The following is an 18,746-nucleotide window of genomic DNA, read 5'->3' as shown; positions in this document are numbered from 1 at the left end:
GTTACTCCCAGCAACTATTAGCATCAGCTGATTGTGTGCCATCATGCTTAATCACTAATGCACCACAGCGATCTCCTGCTTGGGCAGAACCGATTTTTGGGGTTGCAGTTAATGTAAAAGCAAGACTTTTAAAATTAGCATCAGTTGCAGCGCCACTAACGCGGTTTAGCGCTGTATAAGTAAAAGTATAAAAATCTGTATTTTTTGCCGTATCAAAAGCATTTGGATAACCACCATTACGCGAATAAATACGCTCTAATACTGCACCATGTTGCAACATTACTTGTTGAATATCGGCACGGCGACTACGCTCCATATTCTCAATATATGAAGGCATAGCTACACTGTATAATATGCCTAGAATGGCAACGACTATTAATAACTCGATTAATGTGAAACCAGAAGAAAGCTTCGCATTTTTTATCATCTGCTCTTTCAATTTAAACATCCTTAACACTATGCCCAGTGCACAAACAATATACAGTGACAACGCTGTCACTGTCAATAATCTGTAACCTAATTACAATGCAGCTACATTTTAATAGGTATAAATAATTAGTTTTTATTTTAAATCAAACTATACCAGATAAAAAACCTAAAAAAGGGACTTTAATCAATATTTATGTGGGAAATGATATGCTAGCTAGTGATATGTGTGAGAATAATAAACAAAAAAGCCGTGCTTTTCAGCACGGCTTTTTTCGCTTAATTAGAAATTAAGCTTCAGCGATTACGATTACTTTGATAGTAGCCGTTACTTCTGAATGAACTGCGATTGATACGTCAAATTCGCCAGTCTCACGGATAGTACCTAGAGGTAAACGAACTTCTGACTTAGCAACTTCAACACCAACAGCTGAGATAGCGTCAGCGATGTCGCGAGTACCGATAGAACCGAATAACTTACCTTCGTCACCGGCTTTAGATACTAATGTAACTTCAGCTAATGCTTCAAGCTTATCAGCGCGTGCTTGTGCAGCAACAAGCTGGTCAGCGATTTTCGCTTCAAGCTCAGCACGACGTGCGTCAAAAGTTTCAACGTTAGCTTTAGTTGCAGGAACTGCCTTACCTTGTGGGAAAAGGAAGTTACGTGCGAAGCCAGATTTAACTACAACCTGGTCACCTAGGCCACCTAGGTTAGCGATCTTATCTAGTAGAATAACTTGCATGTTTCTACACCTTTTAAAAACGTGTTAATCCGCTGCTTACTTATGTAAGTCAGTGTATGGAAGAAGGGCTAAGTAGCGAGCACGCTTGATAGCAGTTGCTAGCTGGCGCTGGTATTTAGCGCTAGTACCTGTAATACGGCTAGGTACGATTTTGCCACTTTCTGTAACATAGTTTCTAAGAGTAGCTAGATCTTTATAATCGATTTGTTGTACGCCTTCCGCTTTAAAGCGGCAGAACTTACGACGTCTGAAATAACGTGCCATGAGATAAATTCCTCAAATAATTCTTTCTATATGCTGAGCATGCAAAACCAATTGGCTAAGGCCGTTACGACCTTCGTGACGATTTAAAAAACCGCTCACTTGCAATGCCTGCCCAACGTGCAAATGTTGAGTCTGTTGTTGCATTTGCTTACCACTAGCAACCACTTGAAGCCGTACATAACTATTACGGTTAAGATCTGCTTCAATTTGCATTGATTTGTGTTCTACAACAAAAATACAATGCGGGATACCAGCAGGGCTTTGGCTAAACTTAGGTGTTTTACAAACAACCCCAGAAATAACCAGCTGATTCATAAAAGGACTGACCATATGGTTTACCTTAAAATTATCGCTGATCAAGTGCCATGCTTGGACTCAAAACAATTAAGCAGCTGGTGCTTCTTTCTTCTCTTCTCTTACAAGAGGAGATGCTTCAGTTACAGCGTCTTTAGTACGCATAACTAAGTTACGAAGCACTGCATCGTTGTAGCGGAAAGTAGTTTCTAGCTCGCTGATTACTTCAGTAGGTGCTTCAACGTTCATAAGAACATAATGAGCTTTATGAAGCTTGTTGATTGGGTATGCCAGTTGACGGCGGCCCCAGTCTTCAAGACGGTGGATAACACCACCAGCTTCAGTGATAGAACCAGTATAACGTTCGATCATACCAGAAACTTGCTCACTCTGATCTGGGTGAACCATGAATACGATTTCGTAATGACGCATGGATATTCCTTACGGTTAATAGAGCCTTCTACCGTTTCAGCCGGTCGGTTTAAGGCAAGGAATTAATATTAAATAGGCCGAAATGAGCGCGCATTTTACGCTTAGTCGGAAAATTAAGCAAGTAGGTTTTTAGCTTTAAGTGGTAAGTTGAAAAATCAGCTATCCGCTCAAAAAGAAAAACCATGCTTATTAAGTCAAGCATGGTTTCAAATTTTATCTCTAAACTGACGGCTACAAGCTTAAAGCTTTTCTTTTATGGCTGTGTCGTATTTCTCTGACGCAGTACTTCAAATAAACAAATACCTGTTGCTACAGATACGTTTAAGCTTGAAACAGTGCCTGCCATTGGAATTTTAACTAACACATCACAATGTTCGCGCGTTAAGCGGCGCATACCTTCACCTTCAGCGCCCATAACAATCGCCATAGGGCCAGTTAGATTGGCATCAAATACATGAACATCGGTTTCGCCAGCAGTACCAACAACCCAAACACCGGCATCTTTAATTTCACGTAAAGTACGGGCAAGATTGGTGACTTGGATCAGCGGTACTGTCTCAGCTGCACCACAGGCAACTTTACGCGCTGTGCCATTTAGTTTTGCTGATTTATCTTTTGGCACAATAATGGCGTGAACACCGGCAGCGTCAGCACTACGTAAGCAAGCACCTAAATTATGCGGATCTGTTATGCCATCGAGAACCAGTAAAAATGGCGTTTCTTCACGCGCAATGATTGCATCTAAATCTTTTTCATTGAAAGTAGGAGCTGCGATAACATTAGCAATAATGCCTTGATGCTGTTCACCCTTTGATTTGTTATCAAGCGCTTTACGCTGCATAAACTGCACTGATATACCAAATTTACGCGCTTCTTCAATAATTGGAGATAAGCGTTTATCATCACGTCCTTTTAGGGCATAAATTTCAATAAAACGCTCAGGCTCACTTGCGAAAATTGCTTCAACAGAGTGAAAGCCAAAAATTAATTCATTACTCACGTATCACTTGCTCCTGAACTCTTACTTTTACGGGCATTTTTGCCGGGTCTTTTCGGCTTTTTCACGGCCTTTCTCTTTGGTTTTTTTGCAGTCGTTGAAGTGCCAGCATCCGCTGATTTTCCTGCAGGCTTCTTTTACCTCTACTGGCACTGTTTTTTTGGCTTTGGTTTTCCCTGTTCAGAACGACCGCTAAGTTCACCAGGCTCTTTCGCGTCAGCTTTTTTACCTGGTATTTTGCCACGTTTTAGCTGCGAACGAACACTTGCCGGCTGATGCCCTTTTGCATCACCACGACGACGGGCGTATCGGTCTTGTGCAACATCGCCACTGAGCGTTAAATTGATGCGACGCTCATCTAAGCTTACCGATGCCACCTGAACAGTGACTTTATCGCCTAAACGATAAACTTTACGAGAATGCTCACCAATCAAGCAATGTTTAGCGCCATCATATTGAAAATACTCATCGCCTAAATTAGTGACATGGATAAGGCCATCAATTTGTAAATCAGCTAAGCGAATAAACAAACCAAAGTTAGTAACCGATGAGATCACTCCTTCAAATTCGTCGCCCACATGATCTTGCATGTATTCACATTTCAGCCAATCAGCTACTTCACGGGTTGCATCATCTGCACGACGCTCCGTATTTGAACACTGCTCGCCCAATTGCGCGACTTCTTCGTCACTATAAACATACGCACCCGACGTAACCATACCTTGGGCTTTCAAAATGCCTTTAATCGCACGATGTACGACTAAATCTGGGTAACGACGAATTGGCGAGGTGAAATGTGCATATTCACCTAATGACAAACCAAAGTGACCGATGTTTTCAGCTTGATATACTGCCTGCTTCATCGAACGCAGTAGCATAGTTTGGATAAGTTCAGCATCAGGGCGGTCGCCAAGCTTGGCTAACACATGGGTAATTTCTTTTGGTGTTGGCTCATCACTGAGTGTTGATTCAATACCCAACTCTGATAAAAACTGTCTAAAGTTAGCCAGTTTTTCTCCATCTGGTTCAGCATGAACACGATAAAGCGCGCTGGCTTCGTGTTTTTCAAGCATTTTAGCCGCAGACACATTGGCTAAAATCATACATTCTTCAATCAGCTTGTGGGCGTCATTACGCAGCACCGGCACTATTGATTCAATCTTACGCTGAGCGTTAAATACAAAGCGTGTTTCAAGGGTTTCAAACTCAATCGCTCCGCGCTCTTGGCGGGCGGCTTTTAATGCCATATACATTTGCTGTAAATCAGTTAAATGTGGCACGACCGGTGCGTATTCAGTACGTAACTTCTCATCACCTTGTAAAATAGCGTTTACTTTGGTGTAGGTTAAGCGCGCATGCGAATTCATCACCGCTTCGTAAAAGCGATAGCCTGATAATTTACCTTCAGCCGATACCAGCATTTCTGCGACCATACATAAACGGTCAACTTTTGGATTTAATGAACACAAGCCATTGGACAATACTTTTGGCAGCATAGGAATAACTTGTTCAGGGAAATACACTGAGTTACCACGTTCGATTGCCTCGGCATTAAGTGGGGTATTCATTGCGACATAATGGGATACATCAGCAATCGCTACCCATAACCGCCAACCACCCGATTCAACAGGCTCACAATACACCGCATCATCAAAATCGCGAGCATCTTCACCATCAATCGTAACCAATGGTAAATCACGTAAATCAACTCGATTTTGCTTGTCACCTTCTTCGACAAACTCACCTAAGTGTTCAACCTGCTTTTCAACCGCTTCTGGCCATACATGCGGGATATCGTGATTACGCAGTGCCACTTCAATTTCCATACCAGGGGCTAAATGCTCACCCAGTACATCAATGATTTTCCCTACCGCATTCATATTACGGTTAGGGTTTTGGGTAATTTGCACTTGCACCATTTGGTTGTGACGTGCGCCGTTTTCACTGCCCGGCAAAATAATAATATCTTGGGTGATACGTGGATCTTCCGCCACCACCACTGCTATGCCATGCTCAACAAAATAGCGACCAACAATCGGTGCTCGCTCGCCAGCCAGCACTTTAATAATACGCGCATCGCACTTGCCGCCGGAGCCTCGTTTGGTGCCTTTAGCCAGTACTATGTCGCCATGCAGCACCGAACTCATTTGATGCTTGGCAATAAACCAGTCTTTACTTTCGCCTTCGACTTCTAAAAAGCCAAACCCGTCACGGTGACCGATTACTTTGCCTTTAACAAGCCCAGCTTCATCAATTAAGGCGTAGCATTTAAATTTATTAAAGAACAGTTGACCATCACGCTCCATGGCACGTAAACGACGCTTAAAAGCAATTTGACGCTCATCATCGTTTACCGCTAACTCCTCACATAATTGATGAAAATTAGCAGGCTTGGCACGGTCTTTTATATGAGTAAGTATAAACTCACGACTTGGGACAGGGTTTTCGTACTTTTCTTGTTCTCGACTGAGATTAGGATCTTGGTTTGACATTCACTATCTTGTTAATTGGTTATGATGTTATTTTAACCCATAACCGATCAATGAGACAGGCAAAAGCTATGAAACTTTTAAGAAAGCGCTTTTACTTGCTTTAAACAGCTTATTACGGCGTTATAACCAACCTTTTTGTTTGGCTATACGCGCTGCATCTACTCGGTTTATGGCATTTAATTTAGCAATAGCGTCTGATAAGTAATTACGTACCGTGCCCTCGCTTAAGTATAACCTTGCGGCAATATCGGCTGTTTTCAACCCTTCACTTGCGAGTTGTAATGCTTTTCGTTCTTTATCTGTCAGCGGATCAGTATCATCTAATGCGTTAATAGCAAGCTCAGGATCAATAACCTTTTGCCCGTGCATTACTTTTTTAAGCGCGCTAATTAATTCATCGCTCGGGGCTTCTTTTAAAATAAAGCCCTTAACGCCAGCACTTAAAGAACGCCTAATATAACCCGCTCGCGAAAAGGTGGTCATAATAACTATTTTTATAGCAGGGTATTTTGATGCAATTTGCTCACTGAGTTCGATGCCGTTCATGCTAGGCATTTCGATATCGGTTAAAATAATATCAGGAAGAGAGTTACTGTCTAGCATGTTTATGGCTGTTAATGCATCTTGCCCGTTACTTGCTTGACCAATTACCTCAATATTAAAATCTAGACTTAATAATGCTGCGATTGCGTCGCGCACAAGCCCCTGATCTTCTACTAAATACACCTTGATCATTAGAAACCCTTCGCTGTTAAAGGCAGCATTACATTTAAACTAAAGTTATCCTCACAGGTAAATGTAGCCTTACCACCTAGCTGCTCTGCTCGTTCTTTAATGCCATTTAAGCCATTTCCAGGTTTTATTGAGCTGCCTGGTGCATGATCAATCACATTGATTATTAATTGCTGCTGATTTTGCGTTATGCTAATTATACATTTCTTGGTGCTGCTATGGCGTAGTAAGTTAGTAACAACCTCCTTAATTATAAGACTTGCTATGCCTTCTACTTTCGCAGGTAACGCATTTAACTTGACGTTAAAATCGGCCTCAAAACCTTGCTCGATTAGCCTTTGTTTTAATTGGGAAATTTGACTCGCAAGATTGAGCTGTTTTAAATCACTGACAGCACTTCTCACATCACTCAATAGCTGCCTTGCAAGCTCTGCAACTTGGGCAATTTCAGTATTTGCTTGTGTGTAACGTTCACCTTGATTTAATTTATTAGCAAGCTCTGCTTTTAAAGCAATAGATGAAAGAGAATGGCCTAGAATATCATGTAAATCGCGAGCAATACGCTCGCGCTCAGCAATAGCTGCTAATTGCTCTAATTGTTTTGCACTTTCTTGCTCACGAATTTTATGAATATGCTCTTTACGCGTAGCGACACCAAAACTAAAAAGTACAATACTCAATATTAATGAGCCACCTAAAAAATATTGTGGGTTATCAATATCTGTAATATAAGTACTAAACACCACACCAATAAAGACCCCTGTAACTGACATCGCTCGAGATAATTTTGCAAAACTAAAACCGGCAATAAAAGCTGAAAAACCAAATAATGTAGAGCTACCTGTCGTTAAAAAGCTTGCAAAAATACACACTAAGAGCATCGCAATAAATAATTTCGTTACTTCCCCTTGTTTTTTATTTACGGCCTGAATATACAGTGTAATAAATGTTATATAAAAACCTAAAGTAGCACTGATATTAAGTGTACTTAAGTGGGAAAAATTAAAAATGGTAGGCAATAAATAAAAAACCGAAAAAAGTAAATGCCCCCAACTCCAAAAGGATTTTGCTTTAGTCTTTGGGGTTAATTTATTAAGTAGCATACTCATCCTTAATTTAATTGCCTTGCACTTTCAGACCAACAATACCTGTAAGAATCAAAATAATACAACCAATTTGAAAAGCAGATAATGGCTCTTTAAACCACACAAAGCTCATAATCGTTATTCCTAAAGTACCAATTCCTACCCATACAGCATAACTAATACCCAAAGGTAAAGACTTTAAAGCAAATGATAAAAATGCAAAACTTACCCACATCGCTAAAAAAGTAATCACACTTGGCCATAATTTAGTGAAACCATTGGATTCCTTCATAGACAACGCCCACACGACCTCAAATATACCTGCTATTAGTAAACTAACCCACGCTGCAATATTCATCAATTTATCACTCCTTAGTTATTAAATTTATGGTGTTTATTACCTTTAATAACTTAACTATCCCTTTTAATGATGAGTGAGTGTAGTGTAAATTGTCATGAATAAAACTGACTTTTGTCATACATAAAGATACACAATACCTAGTCATAACACCTAGACACTAAGCTCTTTGATAACAGGCAAAGTGCTGGTATTAAAAAATAAAAAGGTTCATAGATGCAGGCTCAACAGCAAAGTTTAGTTTATTTACACATTGCGGTATTACTTTTTGGTGGCACAGCACTATTTGCCAAATTAATAAATCTAAACGCATTAGATATTACCGTGTACCGCGCAGCCATCGCGGGTCTGGCTATTATGATATTGCTGTTATGGCAAAAAAAGCAATTAAACTCAGCTGTGCTAAAGATTACTTAATTGCTTTGTTGTTAGGAGCTGCTGTAGGTATACATTGGGTCACCTACTTTGCTGGTATGCAAATGGCTGGGATTGCGGTTGGCATGATTGCATTTTTTACTTACCCTGTGATCACCGTATTTATTGAACCATTCTTTAATGGTAGTAAACCCAAAGTAAACGATTTGCTCAGCGCAGGTGTAGTAATAACTGGGATCTATTTGCTGACCCCAAATGCAGATATGGGTAATGATGTCACCTTAGGCGTGGTAACAGGTGTTATTTCAGCATTTTTTTCGCATTTAGAAATATTGTTCATAAGCGATACTTTAGCCACTACGGTGGGCCACAAACTATGTTTTATCAAACATTAGTGGCTAGCTTGTTATTATGTGCTTTTATTGAAGTACCAGTGATTAATATATCGAACCAAGATCTAGGGTTATTGCTCGTCGCTGGCGTAATTTTTACTGCAACTCCGCACTCTTTATTTGCAGCAAGTTTACAGTATTTATCAGCATCAACAGCGGGACTTATTTCTTGTTTACAGCCTTTATACGGCACATTTTTAGCTTTTTTGCTGTTGCATGAACAACCTTCACTACAGACCCTGCTTGGCGGTGCCTTAGTGATCAGTGCAGCATTTTACGAAACATGGTCAGTTACTCGGAAACACACATTATGATAAAAGTTTTTGCTCATCGCGGCGCCAGTGGCACTTATCCAGAAAATACCCAGAGTGCGATAACCGCAGCAGTCGAAATTGAAGTCGATGGTATTGAAGTCGATGTACAAAGCTGTTTGGATGATTACATGATCATCCATGATACTTGGCTAGATCGCACCACCAGCGGCCGTGGCAAAATAAATAAACTCACCCGAGAGCAAATTCAATGTTTTGATGCCGGCAATGGCGAATTTGTCCCAACCCTACAGCAAACTATTGATTGGACAGCCAATAAAGTGCTCTTAAACCTTGAGTTAAAACACACTTTCTCGTTGGATAAATTTGTTGAGCTGATTGAGTTAAATATCGTTAATAACAAACTATCTCAGGATATGCTGTTAGTCTCTTCATTTGATCATCATCAATTAATGTGGCTTAAACAAAAACTACCTTGGCTAAAAATTGGCGCGTTAACGGGCTCCATTCCTATCAACTATGCCGAATTTGCCCAGCGCTTACAGGCGTTTAGTATTCATGTTGATAAAAACTTTATTAACCATGAGTTTGTCGCGGATGCCAAACAACGCGGCTTACAAGTTTATGCATACACGGTTGATAAACAAGAAGATATTGAGTTAATGCTGAGTTTTGGTGTCGACGGAATTTTTACTAATTACCCATGCAACACGAAAATGATTTTAAACTCACTGTAGTTATCAAAAATGGCTGCCGTTCATCCTATATTCTTGAATTAAAGTGAATTTGAACGATACTGAGTAAAACAATACAACAGCCGAGCGAGCAATTGATGAGTGGGTATATGCGTATTTATAACTTTATAGAACAAAGCTTCTTTTTTACTTTAACCCGAAAGATTGTTGGCAATCTTAGCTTTGTATTTTTTTCCAAGCTATTACTTTGATTTGGTTATATAAAAGTCTAACTACGCAAGACGCAGACACTAGCCTATTTTGGTTACTCACGGTGATTATTATTGCCGGCTTTGCCTTTACACTCTTTTACATGCGCTTTCTGATCGTGCGCCCAGTTACAGCAATGCGTGATACTTTAATAAAAATTAACCGCCAAGATGCAAACTTAGCAGCTAAACTCCCCCACTTTACCTATGATGAATTTCGTGAGATCAGCCAACAGTACAATACCTTTACTGATCATCTAAGCCAATTACTCGCTACCACTTACCAAAGTTCGCAGGCCAGCGCACAAAGTAATAATCAAGTGACTGAGTCAATGCAACATACGGCGCAGCTAAGCGAACAACAAATTGATTTTAGCCAAACAATAACCGCAGCCAGTAATCAAATAACTGATAGTCTGCAAAGTATCGTTACCAATACCGATGATGTTCATCAAGTAAACGCAGAGCATTTAAACTTTGTTACACACTCTGCACAAGAACTCACAAAACTAGTCACTCAAGTTAAATCGATTAGTCATGTATTGAGCAGTTTTTCAGAAACGATTTCTGGCTTAAAACAAAACAGCGAGAATATTCGTAGCATCCTGAAAATGGTTGAAGAGTTCTCAGATCAAACTAATTTGTTGGCGCTCAATGCTGCAATAGAAGCCGCTCGTGCGGGTGAAGCAGGTCGTGGTTTTGCGGTTGTAGCAGATGAAGTAAGAACTTTATCGGTTAAAGTAAGTGATGCAACTCGCCAGATCAGCGATTTCATCAACCAAATGGATTCTTTAGTAAATCAAACAAATAAAGAATCTGAGCAACTTGTCAGTTATTCACATAATGCAGAAACAACCATTAGTAATACATCCCATGGATTTACCGATCGGCTTGTTGAATTTGAACACAATCAACAACAATTACAGCAAATTGTAAGCGCTGTGCACTTACTCGAACAGACACAAAATCAAACCCATCAATCAGTTGAACAAATCGTTGCATTAGGCAGCCAAGCAAAAGCACAAATTGATGTAGCGTTAAGTGATTGTCAATTATCACAACAACTAAGTGAGCAAACTCAGCAGCAGTTAAAGCGTTTTGTCTAAGTACAAGCGTTTTAACTGCGCTGTAAATGTGTTAAATTGCGCCGTTATTTTTTCTTAATGATGTACCCATGTGAGTAGTTCAATATCCGATCACACGCAGTTAGCCCTTGATATAAAACAGTGGGGTAAAGAACTTGGCTTTGCTGAAGTTGGCATCACTGACATTGATTTAAGCAAACACGAAGCACAATTACAGCGCTGGCTTGATTTAGGCTATCACGGCGATATGGAATATATGGCCGCTCATGGAATGAAACGCGCTCGCCCTGCGGAGCTAGTCCCTGGTACTGTGCGGGTTATATCAGTAAAAATGAATTACCTGCCCCCCGATGCAAGCTTTGCTAAAACCCTCAAAAATACCGATAAAGCGTATATTAGTCGTTATGCGTTAGGGCGTGATTATCATAAACTGATGCGTAATCGATTAAAGAAATTAGGTCAAAAAATTGAGCTGCAAATCGGTCAATTAGGCTATCGGCCATTTGTTGATTCAGCACCAGTATTAGAACGTCAACTTGCTGAAAAAGCAGGTTTAGGCTGGCGTGGAAAGCACAGCTTGCTAATCAATAAAGAAGCCGGTTCTTGGTTCTTTTTGGGTGAGTTATTTGTTGATATCCCTTTACCAATTGATAAGCCCAATGAGTTTGAGGGATGTGGAAAATGCGTAGCCTGCATTACTTTATGCCCAACCGGCGCAATTGTAGAGCCTTACGTGGTTGATGCACGCAAGTGTATTTCTTATCTTACTATTGAGCTGCAAGGACCAATCCCTGAGCAGTATCGCTCACTATTAGGTAATCGCGTTTACGGCTGTGATGATTGCCAATTAGTTTGCCCATGGAACCGCTACGGGCAAATTACCGATGAAGCCGACTTTCACCCACGAACACAACTAAAAGATAAAGATTTACTTGATTTATTTAGTTGGGATGAAGCTACCTTTTTAAAAAATACCGAAGGCAGTCCGATCCGTCGAATTGGCCATCAGCGCTGGCTACGCAATATTGCTGTAGGTTTAGGTAATGCGCAATTTAGCCAATCGATCGTTGACGCGCTCAGCGCCAGCTATGATCAATCAACCGAGTTGGTAAAAGAGCATATAGAGTGGGCGCTTAAGCAACAATACTCAAAACAAGATAAATTGCTACGAAAAACCGCCCGTTTGATACGTATCGTAGAAAAGGGCTTACCAAGAGATGCGTAGCTTCACACCCCTTGATTATTTACTGTTACTTTTTCAATAAGATAGATAGGTCTTGCTCAATTTCATGAAAAGCGGCTTTCACTCCCTGCACAGACTCTTCACGGGCAACTGAGTTTTGAATCGCTTGATCTACCTTCTGATAAATAAACACTTCTTGATCTTCGTCTAACCCCATTGATGGAATACGCTGTTCTAACTCTTCTTGTAAACGCTTGAACACCGCTTCATTACTCTTACGGTTTTCATTTAACAGCTCAATTAAGCCATGAAACTTGCTATTCACCATAGTAATTGCATCATTTAGCTTTGTTTGTTGCGACTGTAAAGCTTCACGAGTCATGATTGCTCGTAGCTGTTGCTCTGTGACACTGACAATAAAGCACACATGGTCACGGATCCGGCCATGCTTATCAGGATCGTGATCTGGCATATTTAAAATCAATAAACTAATTAATTCATAGTTAACTAAGATACGGTGAGAAAACTCATGTAGGCGACCCTTATTTTTGAGCATATCAAACAACTCAATTACAATTGGCGAACACGTACCATTGAGGGCAAAGTGCTCAGGAGCATCAGCAATAACTCTAAACTCAATATTACTTTGTAAATCAAACGATCTTAAACAATGAACTAGGGCCTCCCCAAGCGCTTTGGTGTTGTTAATCATACCAATCTTCTCAATATAATTAACTATTTGCCCCATTTCACTACTGTTTGCCATAGCATTGAATGCAGTTGATGTGGCCTCTTCAATTTGCTGTTCTAACGATTTTTTTTCAATCAGTACTTGATTAAGAATTTTCAGTTTCGATTTAAGTTCATCCTGTCCAAATGGCTTAACAATATAATCTTCAGCACCTACAGCATACCCTTCCATCCGCTCCTCTACTGTGCCTCTGGCTGATACAAACATGACTATGATATGAGCCGTACGAGGGTTTGCTTTTAGTCTTCTACATACTTCATAACCATTCATTTGTGGCATACTCACGTCAAGTAAAATTACTTGTGGCGCAAACTCTTCCACGATACTGAGGCACTCAGGACCACTGCTAACCATCTTTAATTCAAAATCAAGATCTAATAATATTTCTTCTATAATTTCTAAATTAAAGGGCTCATCATCAACAGCTAGAATTCTCGTTACAGGCATAATTGTCATCCATTTCATAATTCATATTAATAGTTTAGTCGTAAAAAACTCTTACCAGTAAGGCTAAGTAATTTATTATTGCTTAGCTGAAACTTTTTATTTCTAAAGGCAGAGCGATGTGAATCGTCGTGCCTCCTGAGCTATTGTTATGAGCAGAAATAACTCCTTCATGTAATGAGACAAACTCACGGCATATGGCTAAACCAAGCCCTGTTCCACCAGCACCGCTATTAGTTGTGCTACTCTGCACGAATTTTGAGAACACATACTCAAGTTCATCATCAGGTATCCCTATACCACTATCAATCACTTCAATAATTGCCTGCCCTTGTTGATTAGTTAAAACGACTTCAATACGGCTATGCTGATCACTAAATTTCAACGCATTGCCGAGGATATTACGTAATAATTGATTTATTTGCTCTTCATCACAGTCAATTATAATAGGCGGTTTTGGTGGCAAATACTGTACTTCAATCTCTTTTTCCATAGCGGTACCTGACACATCATCAATACTGGTTTTAATAATATTACTCAGGTTATGCGGGCGCGGATTAAAAGGGAACTTACCAACATCGAGTTTAGATAGGTCGAGTAAATTATTAAGTAATGAGAGCAGCCGCTCGCCACTACACTCTATGCGAGATAAATATTTCTGTAGCTTTTCAACTGAAATATCACCTCTGCCGAGTTTATCTAAACCAAAGCGAGCAAAACTTAATATTGAATGCATAGGAGTACGTAATTCATGGGACATATTAGCAAGAAACTCTGATTTACTGTGATTTGCTGCCTCGGCGACATTTTTAGCATGCTCAAGCTGCGATGTTCGGGCACGTACTTGCTCTTCAAGCATATCTTTTGCCTCGAGCAACAGCTCCTCTTTAAGTTTAAGATGAGTAACATTCTTAAAAATAACCGCGAGTGCAATATTACCATGATGGTCAATCTCATTAAACGAACCAACTAATGGGATAGCCTCTCCCTCTTTCATTGGCAGATATACATCACAACTAAATTGACGATTTTTATTTAACGTCGCTATTTTTTCTTTAATTTGCTCAGCAGACATCGTATCTAATAAAGTAAAAACTGAGCTACCTTTAAGTATTTTTGCAGGTAAATTAAAGAGTTTAGAGCAAGCATCGTTTGCTTCAATCACTTCACCATTGCGCTCAAATAACATAATCGCATCAGGTGTGTGCTTATAAATAACGCGTAACAAGCTATCCTTTTCAATAAGTGCATCAACGGTATCTTGCAGACGTTCAACTAACTCTGTGTTATGCCGTCTTAGCAACTCAGTTTGCCAAAGTTTATGCACAGATTGCAGTATCATATTTTCATTGATCGGTTTAACCAATACGTCTTCCACCCCTTGACGAATTGCTTCAATCATCGACACTTGATTTGGTTTTGAGGTAAATAACAAACAGCGACATTGCGGATATAGTACTTTGAGAGCGGCGAACACTTCTAAACCTGAGCCATCAGGCAGACTAAAATCACTCAATAACAGATCAATTTCATGCCCTTGCGCTTGAGTTACCGCAGAGCTAATACTATGAGCTGTAATCGTTTTAATATGGGCGCCTAACAGGCTATTTGCTATTTTTTCAAGCCGCTGGGGGATATGATCAACCAGCAATACCGTTGGTAATACTAAAACACTATCGGAGCCAAGCTCTAAAACACTCTCCAGCAAGGTGCTGATTTCTTTATTCGCAAAAAATGGATAAATTACAATAGCATTTGGCACCAGCCGATTAAGATCACTAAATGAAGAAAGTTGTTCATTGTTTTCAACTTTAGGGGCGAGAAGCAAAAAACGATCTTGATTGATCTGCGTTACTAAAGAATTTGCGGTAGCTAATGGAACGCCATGAGCCACAGCCACTAAATCATAACAACTAAACGCAGTGCACTCATGTAGCATTGAAAAATGAATCAACTCAACTTCACAGCCAATCAATTCGAGCAATACTTTTATTCGCATCGCTAAAATGCTACTGCTATCAACTATCAATATTTTCCGCACAGCTTTGACCACGCTTTTCATCAACTTGAGATTGTAAAAGCGTAGCCTAAGTTTTCTGCATTAACATAATCAAAGAGGTTATTTTTTGGGAGTACCGCTACCCTAAGTGCTTACCTAAAATAGTTAAGCTGTAGTGATTGCCATCCATAATTGCTACATTAGGCAACTCTCCCCACCGTTGATAACCAAAACGCTCAAACAATTTAACACTCGGTATATTATGACTAAATATAAATGCCAGTAGTACTTTAATATTTAATGGCTTAGCTTGCTCTTGGGCAAAAGTAAGTAAACGTTTACCAAGCCCTTGACCTTGTGCATTGGCTGTAATGTAAATACTGACCTCTACCGTACCATCATAGGCTGGACGGCCATAAAATGACTTATAACTAAGCCAAGCTATCACCTTCGAGTCTTGCTCATAAACGTAAATAGGCCGCTGCTCGGTATGGCTATTAAACCAACTTTGCTTGTCTGCTATGCTTACTTGTTCGGTGTCGGCTGTAACCATTCTACTTGCGATTGTTTCATTATAAATTGCAACTATAGCGGCTAAATCATTACTATTTGCTAATCGTATTGTCATTTTGTTTTTAGCGGTTGTTGATCAATTCATTGCATAGTAACGTATGAGTTAAACTGACACTACTGCAAAATAAACGGTAGACTGCCATCTAGGGTGATCAGCCACAACAGGTTAAGGAATCGGTATGTTTAAAAAATTATTATTATGCTGCGCAATACTCAGTTGTAGTGTTTATGCACAGCCAGAGCAAACAAGCCAACAGCAGGTTGAGGCTACATCATGTGATGACTTCACTAATGTTACTATGCGCAAACTTCGCTCTAAAGAGAGCATTAATTTGTGTCAATTCAAGAATAAACCCTTATTAATAGTCAATACGGCAAGCAACTGCGGTTTTACGCCACAATTTGAAGGTCTAGAAGCGCTATATCAAAAATACCAAGATCAAGGTTTAGTGATACTGGGATTTCCTTCTGATGATTTTTTCCAAGAAGAAGATGACGAAAAAGACACCGCTAAAGTTTGCTTTGTAAATTACGGCGTAACTTTCCCGATGTTTGCCACCAGCGAAGTCAGAGGCAGTGATGCTAATGCTATATTTAAACATTTAAATGCCCAAACGAGTTCGCCAAATTGGAACTTTTATAAATATCTTGTATCTGCAGATCGCAAACAGGTTGAACGTTTTAATAGCAAAACCAAGCCTGATTCAGACAAGTTAGTTAAAGCAATAGAACAAGCAATTTCAGATATTTAATTTTATACTGGTACAAGTAGTTATTATTGAACTAGAATAACGTAAGATTTGATTAAAAAAACACCACCTTGAAACGGGAGATTTTATGACAGTGGCAAGTGCAAGACACATATTAGTAGACAGCGAAGCGCAGTGCTTAGATTTAAAAACCAAGATTGAACAAGGCGAAGATTTTGCTGAGTTAGCTAAGGTACATTCAAACTGCCCTTCAGGTCAGGATGGCGGTGCATTAGGTGAGTTTGGTCCTGGTATGATGGTTCCTGAATTTGATAAAGTGGTATTTTCAGCACCGATTAATCAAGTACAAGGTCCTGTGCAAACTCAGTTTGGCTACCACTTACTTGAAGTGACTAGTCGTACAGAATAACGTTGGTTTTATTACTAACCTAAAAGAAAGCCGCCTCTGCGGCTTTCTTTTTATCCAAAGGAAAGCACATGCAACTATTAGGCTCAACAACCTCGCCATTTGTACGCCGCATTCGTATTTGGGCACTGTTAAATCAATGTAGTCTTGAGTTTATCAACTTAGATATTTTTTCAGACACTGATCGTCAGCTGATGATACAAAATAATCCAGCCCGAAAAATTCCAGTGCTAATCACTAAGCAGCAAACTTTAGCTGATTCAAATAACATCATCCGCTTTTTGCTCGAACAACACAGTCAAACTCGTCTGAATTGGCAACAAGAGCACCTACTAACAATCATTAATGCATGCAATGATTCGCTGGTTGAGCTATTACTTTGTCAGCGTTCAGGATTCGATACACAGGATGATAAATTATTTTTTAATCTACAAAATGAACGCATTGCTGAAACATTAAGCTATTTAAATAACCATTTTGCAGATGCAGAATTTAAAAGCTGTGAATACCTGTGCATCAGTTTATACTGCTTACTTGATTGGATTTGCTTCCGCGAGTTAACGGATCTAACGGCACATACCGAGTTAATGAATTTCTATTATTCATTTGCTCAGCAACAGGCAGTGCAGCAAACCGATCCACGTAATTAACATTTAAGGGTAAACACATGAGTGATATCGAAATTGAATCAGAACTAGTTAGTTTTGTTGAAAAAGTACGTCAAAGTGAACAAATCTGGGCGCTAGGTGCTGAAGATGGCGGTTTTGTGGTTTGTGACTCTAACCAATTTGAAAACACCGATGTACTACTATTGTGGGAAAGTGAAGCAACAGCAAAAGCCCAGTGTAAAGAAGAATGGGCCGATTACAGCCCACTGCAAATCACCTTGGATGAGTTTTTAGATGACTGGGTTGAAGATCTAAAAGAAGATGACGCACTGGTTGGCCTAAACTGGAATGACGACCAAGTATGTGTTGAAATCGAGCCGGTTGGATTAGCACGCGCACTAAGCGAATAAGCATTATTTAACATTGCTTTACTGCGCTGGTTTATTTGCTATAAACTAGCGCAAATCTTTACTTTCAGGGTATTACGTTGAAGTCCCATCTTGGTCGCCGCCCTTTTTCCGCTATGGAATTACATACGCTTTACCATGGCTATATATATGGTGATCAACGCTTACCTCGCGAACAGCCGAAACACTGGCATTTTTGGCTCCCTTTAATCGCTTATTACAGCGGAGCTTACAGTGATGAAATTGGCCATTTACAACTGTGCGATATTGTTGAACATCAACAGATCCTTTGTTTTCATTTCCATACCCACGGTAAAATAAAAGCCCGTATTGTGCCTATCCATCAAGCACTTTTTGATGCTGGCTTAAACGAGTATATCGCAGCAGTTAAACAACAAGGACACAATCGCCTATTGTTTGACTTACCATCTAAGTCAGGTCGCTATAGCGAGAAAGTTCGCATTTGGTTCTCTGGTGAAGGAGAGCGTGCCGGCTACTTACAAAAGTGTGATATTCCCAATATCGATCAACTTGGTATGAAAACCGCTGTCAGCAGTCTCAGGCTCAATTTTGAGCAGCAAATCCGCATTTATGCAATTCAAGCAGGCAATAAAGATGCTTTTAATTATCTGCTGGGTTTTAATGAATATGAATTGACTGAATTTAGCGATGTAATCACCCTTAATCAGATCTGCCAACAAATACGCGTGATCAACCAGCACATTGATTGGCACCGCTTTAATCAGCGCCACACTATTTGACAAACTTTGTTACC

19 protein-coding genes and 3 pseudogenes are annotated in these 18,746 nt (G+C 39.9%); 9 read left to right on the top strand and 13 right to left on the bottom strand.

Annotated features, from left to right (window positions below):
* Nucleotide 1: 1 nt before the first annotated feature.
* The 10 genes and pseudogenes from P4S61_RS11090 to P4S61_RS11045 all read right to left on the bottom strand — a co-directional run bounded on the left by P4S61_RS11090 (nucleotide 2) and on the right by P4S61_RS11045 (nucleotide 7,823).
* Nucleotides 2–439: a type IV pilin protein gene (locus P4S61_RS11090; RefSeq protein WP_337118274.1), complete on the bottom strand. Its 438-nt coding sequence runs from the start codon at nucleotides 437–439 to the stop codon at nucleotides 2–4.
* A gap of 277 nt (nucleotides 440–716) precedes the next feature.
* Nucleotides 717–1,169 (bottom strand): 50S ribosomal protein L9, encoded by a 453-nt coding sequence (rplI, locus tag P4S61_RS11085; protein ID WP_145236982.1) that lies wholly within the window; start codon nucleotides 1,167–1,169, stop codon nucleotides 717–719.
* A gap of 36 nt (nucleotides 1,170–1,205) precedes the next feature.
* Complete coding sequence (rpsR, locus tag P4S61_RS11080) at nucleotides 1,206–1,433, bottom strand: 30S ribosomal protein S18 (RefSeq protein WP_002962753.1); 228 nt, start codon at nucleotides 1,431–1,433, stop codon at nucleotides 1,206–1,208.
* A gap of 12 nt (nucleotides 1,434–1,445) precedes the next feature.
* Nucleotides 1,446–1,763, bottom strand: coding sequence for a primosomal replication protein N (priB, locus tag P4S61_RS11075; RefSeq protein ID WP_182731625.1), 318 nt, complete (start codon nucleotides 1,761–1,763; stop codon nucleotides 1,446–1,448).
* A 54-nt stretch (nucleotides 1,764–1,817) separates the two neighbouring features.
* A complete protein-coding gene (gene rpsF, locus P4S61_RS11070; protein ID WP_145236974.1) occupies nucleotides 1,818–2,159 on the bottom strand; it encodes a 30S ribosomal protein S6 in 342 nt (113 codons plus the stop codon).
* Between the two features lie 253 nt (nucleotides 2,160–2,412).
* Nucleotides 2,413–3,159: a 23S rRNA (guanosine(2251)-2'-O)-methyltransferase RlmB gene (gene rlmB / locus P4S61_RS11065; protein ID WP_145236971.1), complete on the bottom strand. Its 747-nt coding sequence runs from the start codon at nucleotides 3,157–3,159 to the stop codon at nucleotides 2,413–2,415.
* Nucleotides 3,156–5,648 (bottom strand): annotated as a pseudogene (rnr, locus tag P4S61_RS11060) (ribonuclease R). The gene rlmB and the pseudogene rnr overlap by 4 nt, the downstream one beginning before the upstream one ends.
* Nucleotides 5,649–5,768: 120 nt before the next feature.
* The gene (locus P4S61_RS11055) at nucleotides 5,769–6,383 is read right to left on the bottom strand and encodes a response regulator transcription factor (protein WP_182718062.1); all 615 of its coding nucleotides are present in this window, start codon (nucleotides 6,381–6,383) and stop codon (nucleotides 5,769–5,771) included.
* Nucleotides 6,383–7,483: a sensor histidine kinase gene (locus tag P4S61_RS11050; protein WP_442961559.1), complete on the bottom strand. Its 1,101-nt coding sequence runs from the start codon at nucleotides 7,481–7,483 to the stop codon at nucleotides 6,383–6,385. The genes P4S61_RS11055 and P4S61_RS11050 overlap by 1 nt, the downstream gene beginning before the upstream one ends.
* A 13-nt stretch (nucleotides 7,484–7,496) precedes the next feature.
* A complete protein-coding gene (locus tag P4S61_RS11045) occupies nucleotides 7,497–7,823 on the bottom strand; it encodes a DMT family transporter (protein WP_337118272.1) in 327 nt (108 codons plus the stop codon).
* A 216-nt stretch (nucleotides 7,824–8,039) separates the two neighbouring features.
* Between P4S61_RS11045 and P4S61_RS11040 the strand changes: the two are divergent.
* From P4S61_RS11040 to queG, 4 genes and pseudogenes are all read left to right on the top strand, one after another.
* Nucleotides 8,040–8,904 (top strand): annotated as a pseudogene (locus P4S61_RS11040) (DMT family transporter).
* Nucleotides 8,901–9,599: a glycerophosphodiester phosphodiesterase gene (locus P4S61_RS11035; RefSeq protein ID WP_145236954.1), complete on the top strand. Its 699-nt coding sequence runs from the start codon at nucleotides 8,901–8,903 to the stop codon at nucleotides 9,597–9,599. Before P4S61_RS11040 ends, P4S61_RS11035 begins: the two are co-directional and overlap by 4 nt.
* 95 nt (nucleotides 9,600–9,694) lie before the next feature.
* Nucleotides 9,695–10,911 (top strand): annotated as a pseudogene (locus P4S61_RS11030) (methyl-accepting chemotaxis protein).
* A 70-nt stretch (nucleotides 10,912–10,981) separates the two neighbouring features.
* Complete coding sequence (gene queG, locus P4S61_RS11025; RefSeq protein WP_337118271.1) at nucleotides 10,982–12,115, top strand: tRNA epoxyqueuosine(34) reductase QueG; 1,134 nt, start codon at nucleotides 10,982–10,984, stop codon at nucleotides 12,113–12,115.
* A gap of 25 nt (nucleotides 12,116–12,140) precedes the next feature.
* Here queG and P4S61_RS11020 read toward each other — a convergent pair whose 3' ends face one another.
* The 3 genes from P4S61_RS11020 to P4S61_RS11010 form a co-directional block, all read right to left on the bottom strand.
* Nucleotides 12,141–13,271, bottom strand: a complete 1,131-nt coding sequence (locus P4S61_RS11020) for a response regulator (protein ID WP_182735139.1) — start codon at nucleotides 13,269–13,271, stop codon at nucleotides 12,141–12,143.
* An 82-nt stretch (nucleotides 13,272–13,353) separates the two neighbouring features.
* Nucleotides 13,354–15,267, bottom strand: coding sequence for an ATP-binding protein (locus P4S61_RS11015; RefSeq protein WP_259401922.1), 1,914 nt, complete (start codon nucleotides 15,265–15,267; stop codon nucleotides 13,354–13,356).
* Between the two features lie 139 nt (nucleotides 15,268–15,406).
* The gene (locus P4S61_RS11010; RefSeq protein ID WP_182731634.1) at nucleotides 15,407–15,895 is read right to left on the bottom strand and encodes a GNAT family N-acetyltransferase; all 489 of its coding nucleotides are present in this window, start codon (nucleotides 15,893–15,895) and stop codon (nucleotides 15,407–15,409) included.
* A 124-nt stretch (nucleotides 15,896–16,019) separates the two neighbouring features.
* Between P4S61_RS11010 and P4S61_RS11005 the strand changes: the two genes are divergently transcribed.
* The 5 genes from P4S61_RS11005 to P4S61_RS10985 all read left to right on the top strand — a co-directional run bounded on the left by P4S61_RS11005 (nucleotide 16,020) and on the right by P4S61_RS10985 (nucleotide 18,732).
* Complete coding sequence (locus P4S61_RS11005; protein WP_182731635.1) at nucleotides 16,020–16,592, top strand: glutathione peroxidase; 573 nt, start codon at nucleotides 16,020–16,022, stop codon at nucleotides 16,590–16,592.
* Nucleotides 16,593–16,677: 85 nt separating this feature from the next.
* Nucleotides 16,678–16,959: a peptidylprolyl isomerase gene (locus P4S61_RS11000; protein ID WP_149980623.1), complete on the top strand. Its 282-nt coding sequence runs from the start codon at nucleotides 16,678–16,680 to the stop codon at nucleotides 16,957–16,959.
* A 68-nt stretch (nucleotides 16,960–17,027) separates the two neighbouring features.
* Complete coding sequence (locus P4S61_RS10995; protein WP_182758750.1) at nucleotides 17,028–17,606, top strand: glutathione S-transferase family protein; 579 nt, start codon at nucleotides 17,028–17,030, stop codon at nucleotides 17,604–17,606.
* Nucleotides 17,607–17,623: 17 nt separating this feature from the next.
* Nucleotides 17,624–17,974, top strand: coding sequence for a DUF2750 domain-containing protein (locus tag P4S61_RS10990; RefSeq protein WP_145236925.1), 351 nt, complete (start codon nucleotides 17,624–17,626; stop codon nucleotides 17,972–17,974).
* Nucleotides 17,975–18,051: 77 nt separating this feature from the next.
* Nucleotides 18,052–18,732: a hypothetical protein gene (locus P4S61_RS10985; protein WP_149980621.1), complete on the top strand. Its 681-nt coding sequence runs from the start codon at nucleotides 18,052–18,054 to the stop codon at nucleotides 18,730–18,732.
* The last annotated feature ends 14 nt before the right edge of the window (nucleotides 18,733–18,746 follow it).

This window comes from Pseudoalteromonas sp. B160, from assembly GCF_037162485.1.
Lineage (GTDB): Bacteria > Pseudomonadota > Gammaproteobacteria > Enterobacterales > Alteromonadaceae > Pseudoalteromonas > Pseudoalteromonas rhizosphaerae.
Note: the sequence above shows the minus strand (reverse complement) of the source record. Positions and strands in the feature narration are given on the sequence as shown.

What these genes read in the sequence shown, in the direction of transcription:
- P4S61_RS10990 (WP_145236925.1), top strand. Translation starts at nt 17,624, where the DNA reads ATGAGTGATATCGAAATTGAATCAGAACTAGTTAGTTTTGTTGAAAAA.
- P4S61_RS11050 (WP_442961559.1), bottom strand. Translation starts at nt 7,483, where the DNA reads ATGCTACTTAATAAATTAACCCCAAAGACTAAAGCAAAATCCTTTTGG.
- P4S61_RS10995 (WP_182758750.1), top strand. Translation starts at nt 17,028, where the DNA reads ATGCAACTATTAGGCTCAACAACCTCGCCATTTGTACGCCGCATTCGT.
- P4S61_RS11015 (WP_259401922.1), bottom strand. Translation starts at nt 15,267, where the DNA reads ATGCGAATAAAAGTATTGCTCGAATTGATTGGCTGTGAAGTTGAGTTG.
- P4S61_RS11010 (WP_182731634.1), bottom strand. Translation starts at nt 15,895, where the DNA reads ATGACAATACGATTAGCAAATAGTAATGATTTAGCCGCTATAGTTGCA.
- P4S61_RS11000 (WP_149980623.1), top strand. Translation starts at nt 16,678, where the DNA reads ATGACAGTGGCAAGTGCAAGACACATATTAGTAGACAGCGAAGCGCAG.
- P4S61_RS11020 (WP_182735139.1), bottom strand. Translation starts at nt 13,271, where the DNA reads ATGCCTGTAACGAGAATTCTAGCTGTTGATGATGAGCCCTTTAATTTA.
- P4S61_RS11045 (WP_337118272.1), bottom strand. Translation starts at nt 7,823, where the DNA reads ATGAATATTGCAGCGTGGGTTAGTTTACTAATAGCAGGTATATTTGAG.
- priB (WP_182731625.1), bottom strand. Translation starts at nt 1,763, where the DNA reads ATGGTCAGTCCTTTTATGAATCAGCTGGTTATTTCTGGGGTTGTTTGT.
- P4S61_RS11005 (WP_182731635.1), top strand. Translation starts at nt 16,020, where the DNA reads ATGTTTAAAAAATTATTATTATGCTGCGCAATACTCAGTTGTAGTGTT.
- P4S61_RS11055 (WP_182718062.1), bottom strand. Translation starts at nt 6,383, where the DNA reads ATGATCAAGGTGTATTTAGTAGAAGATCAGGGGCTTGTGCGCGACGCA.
- rpsF (WP_145236974.1), bottom strand. Translation starts at nt 2,159, where the DNA reads ATGCGTCATTACGAAATCGTATTCATGGTTCACCCAGATCAGAGTGAG.
- rpsR (WP_002962753.1), bottom strand. Translation starts at nt 1,433, where the DNA reads ATGGCACGTTATTTCAGACGTCGTAAGTTCTGCCGCTTTAAAGCGGAA.
- rplI (WP_145236982.1), bottom strand. Translation starts at nt 1,169, where the DNA reads ATGCAAGTTATTCTACTAGATAAGATCGCTAACCTAGGTGGCCTAGGT.
- P4S61_RS11035 (WP_145236954.1), top strand. Translation starts at nt 8,901, where the DNA reads ATGATAAAAGTTTTTGCTCATCGCGGCGCCAGTGGCACTTATCCAGAA.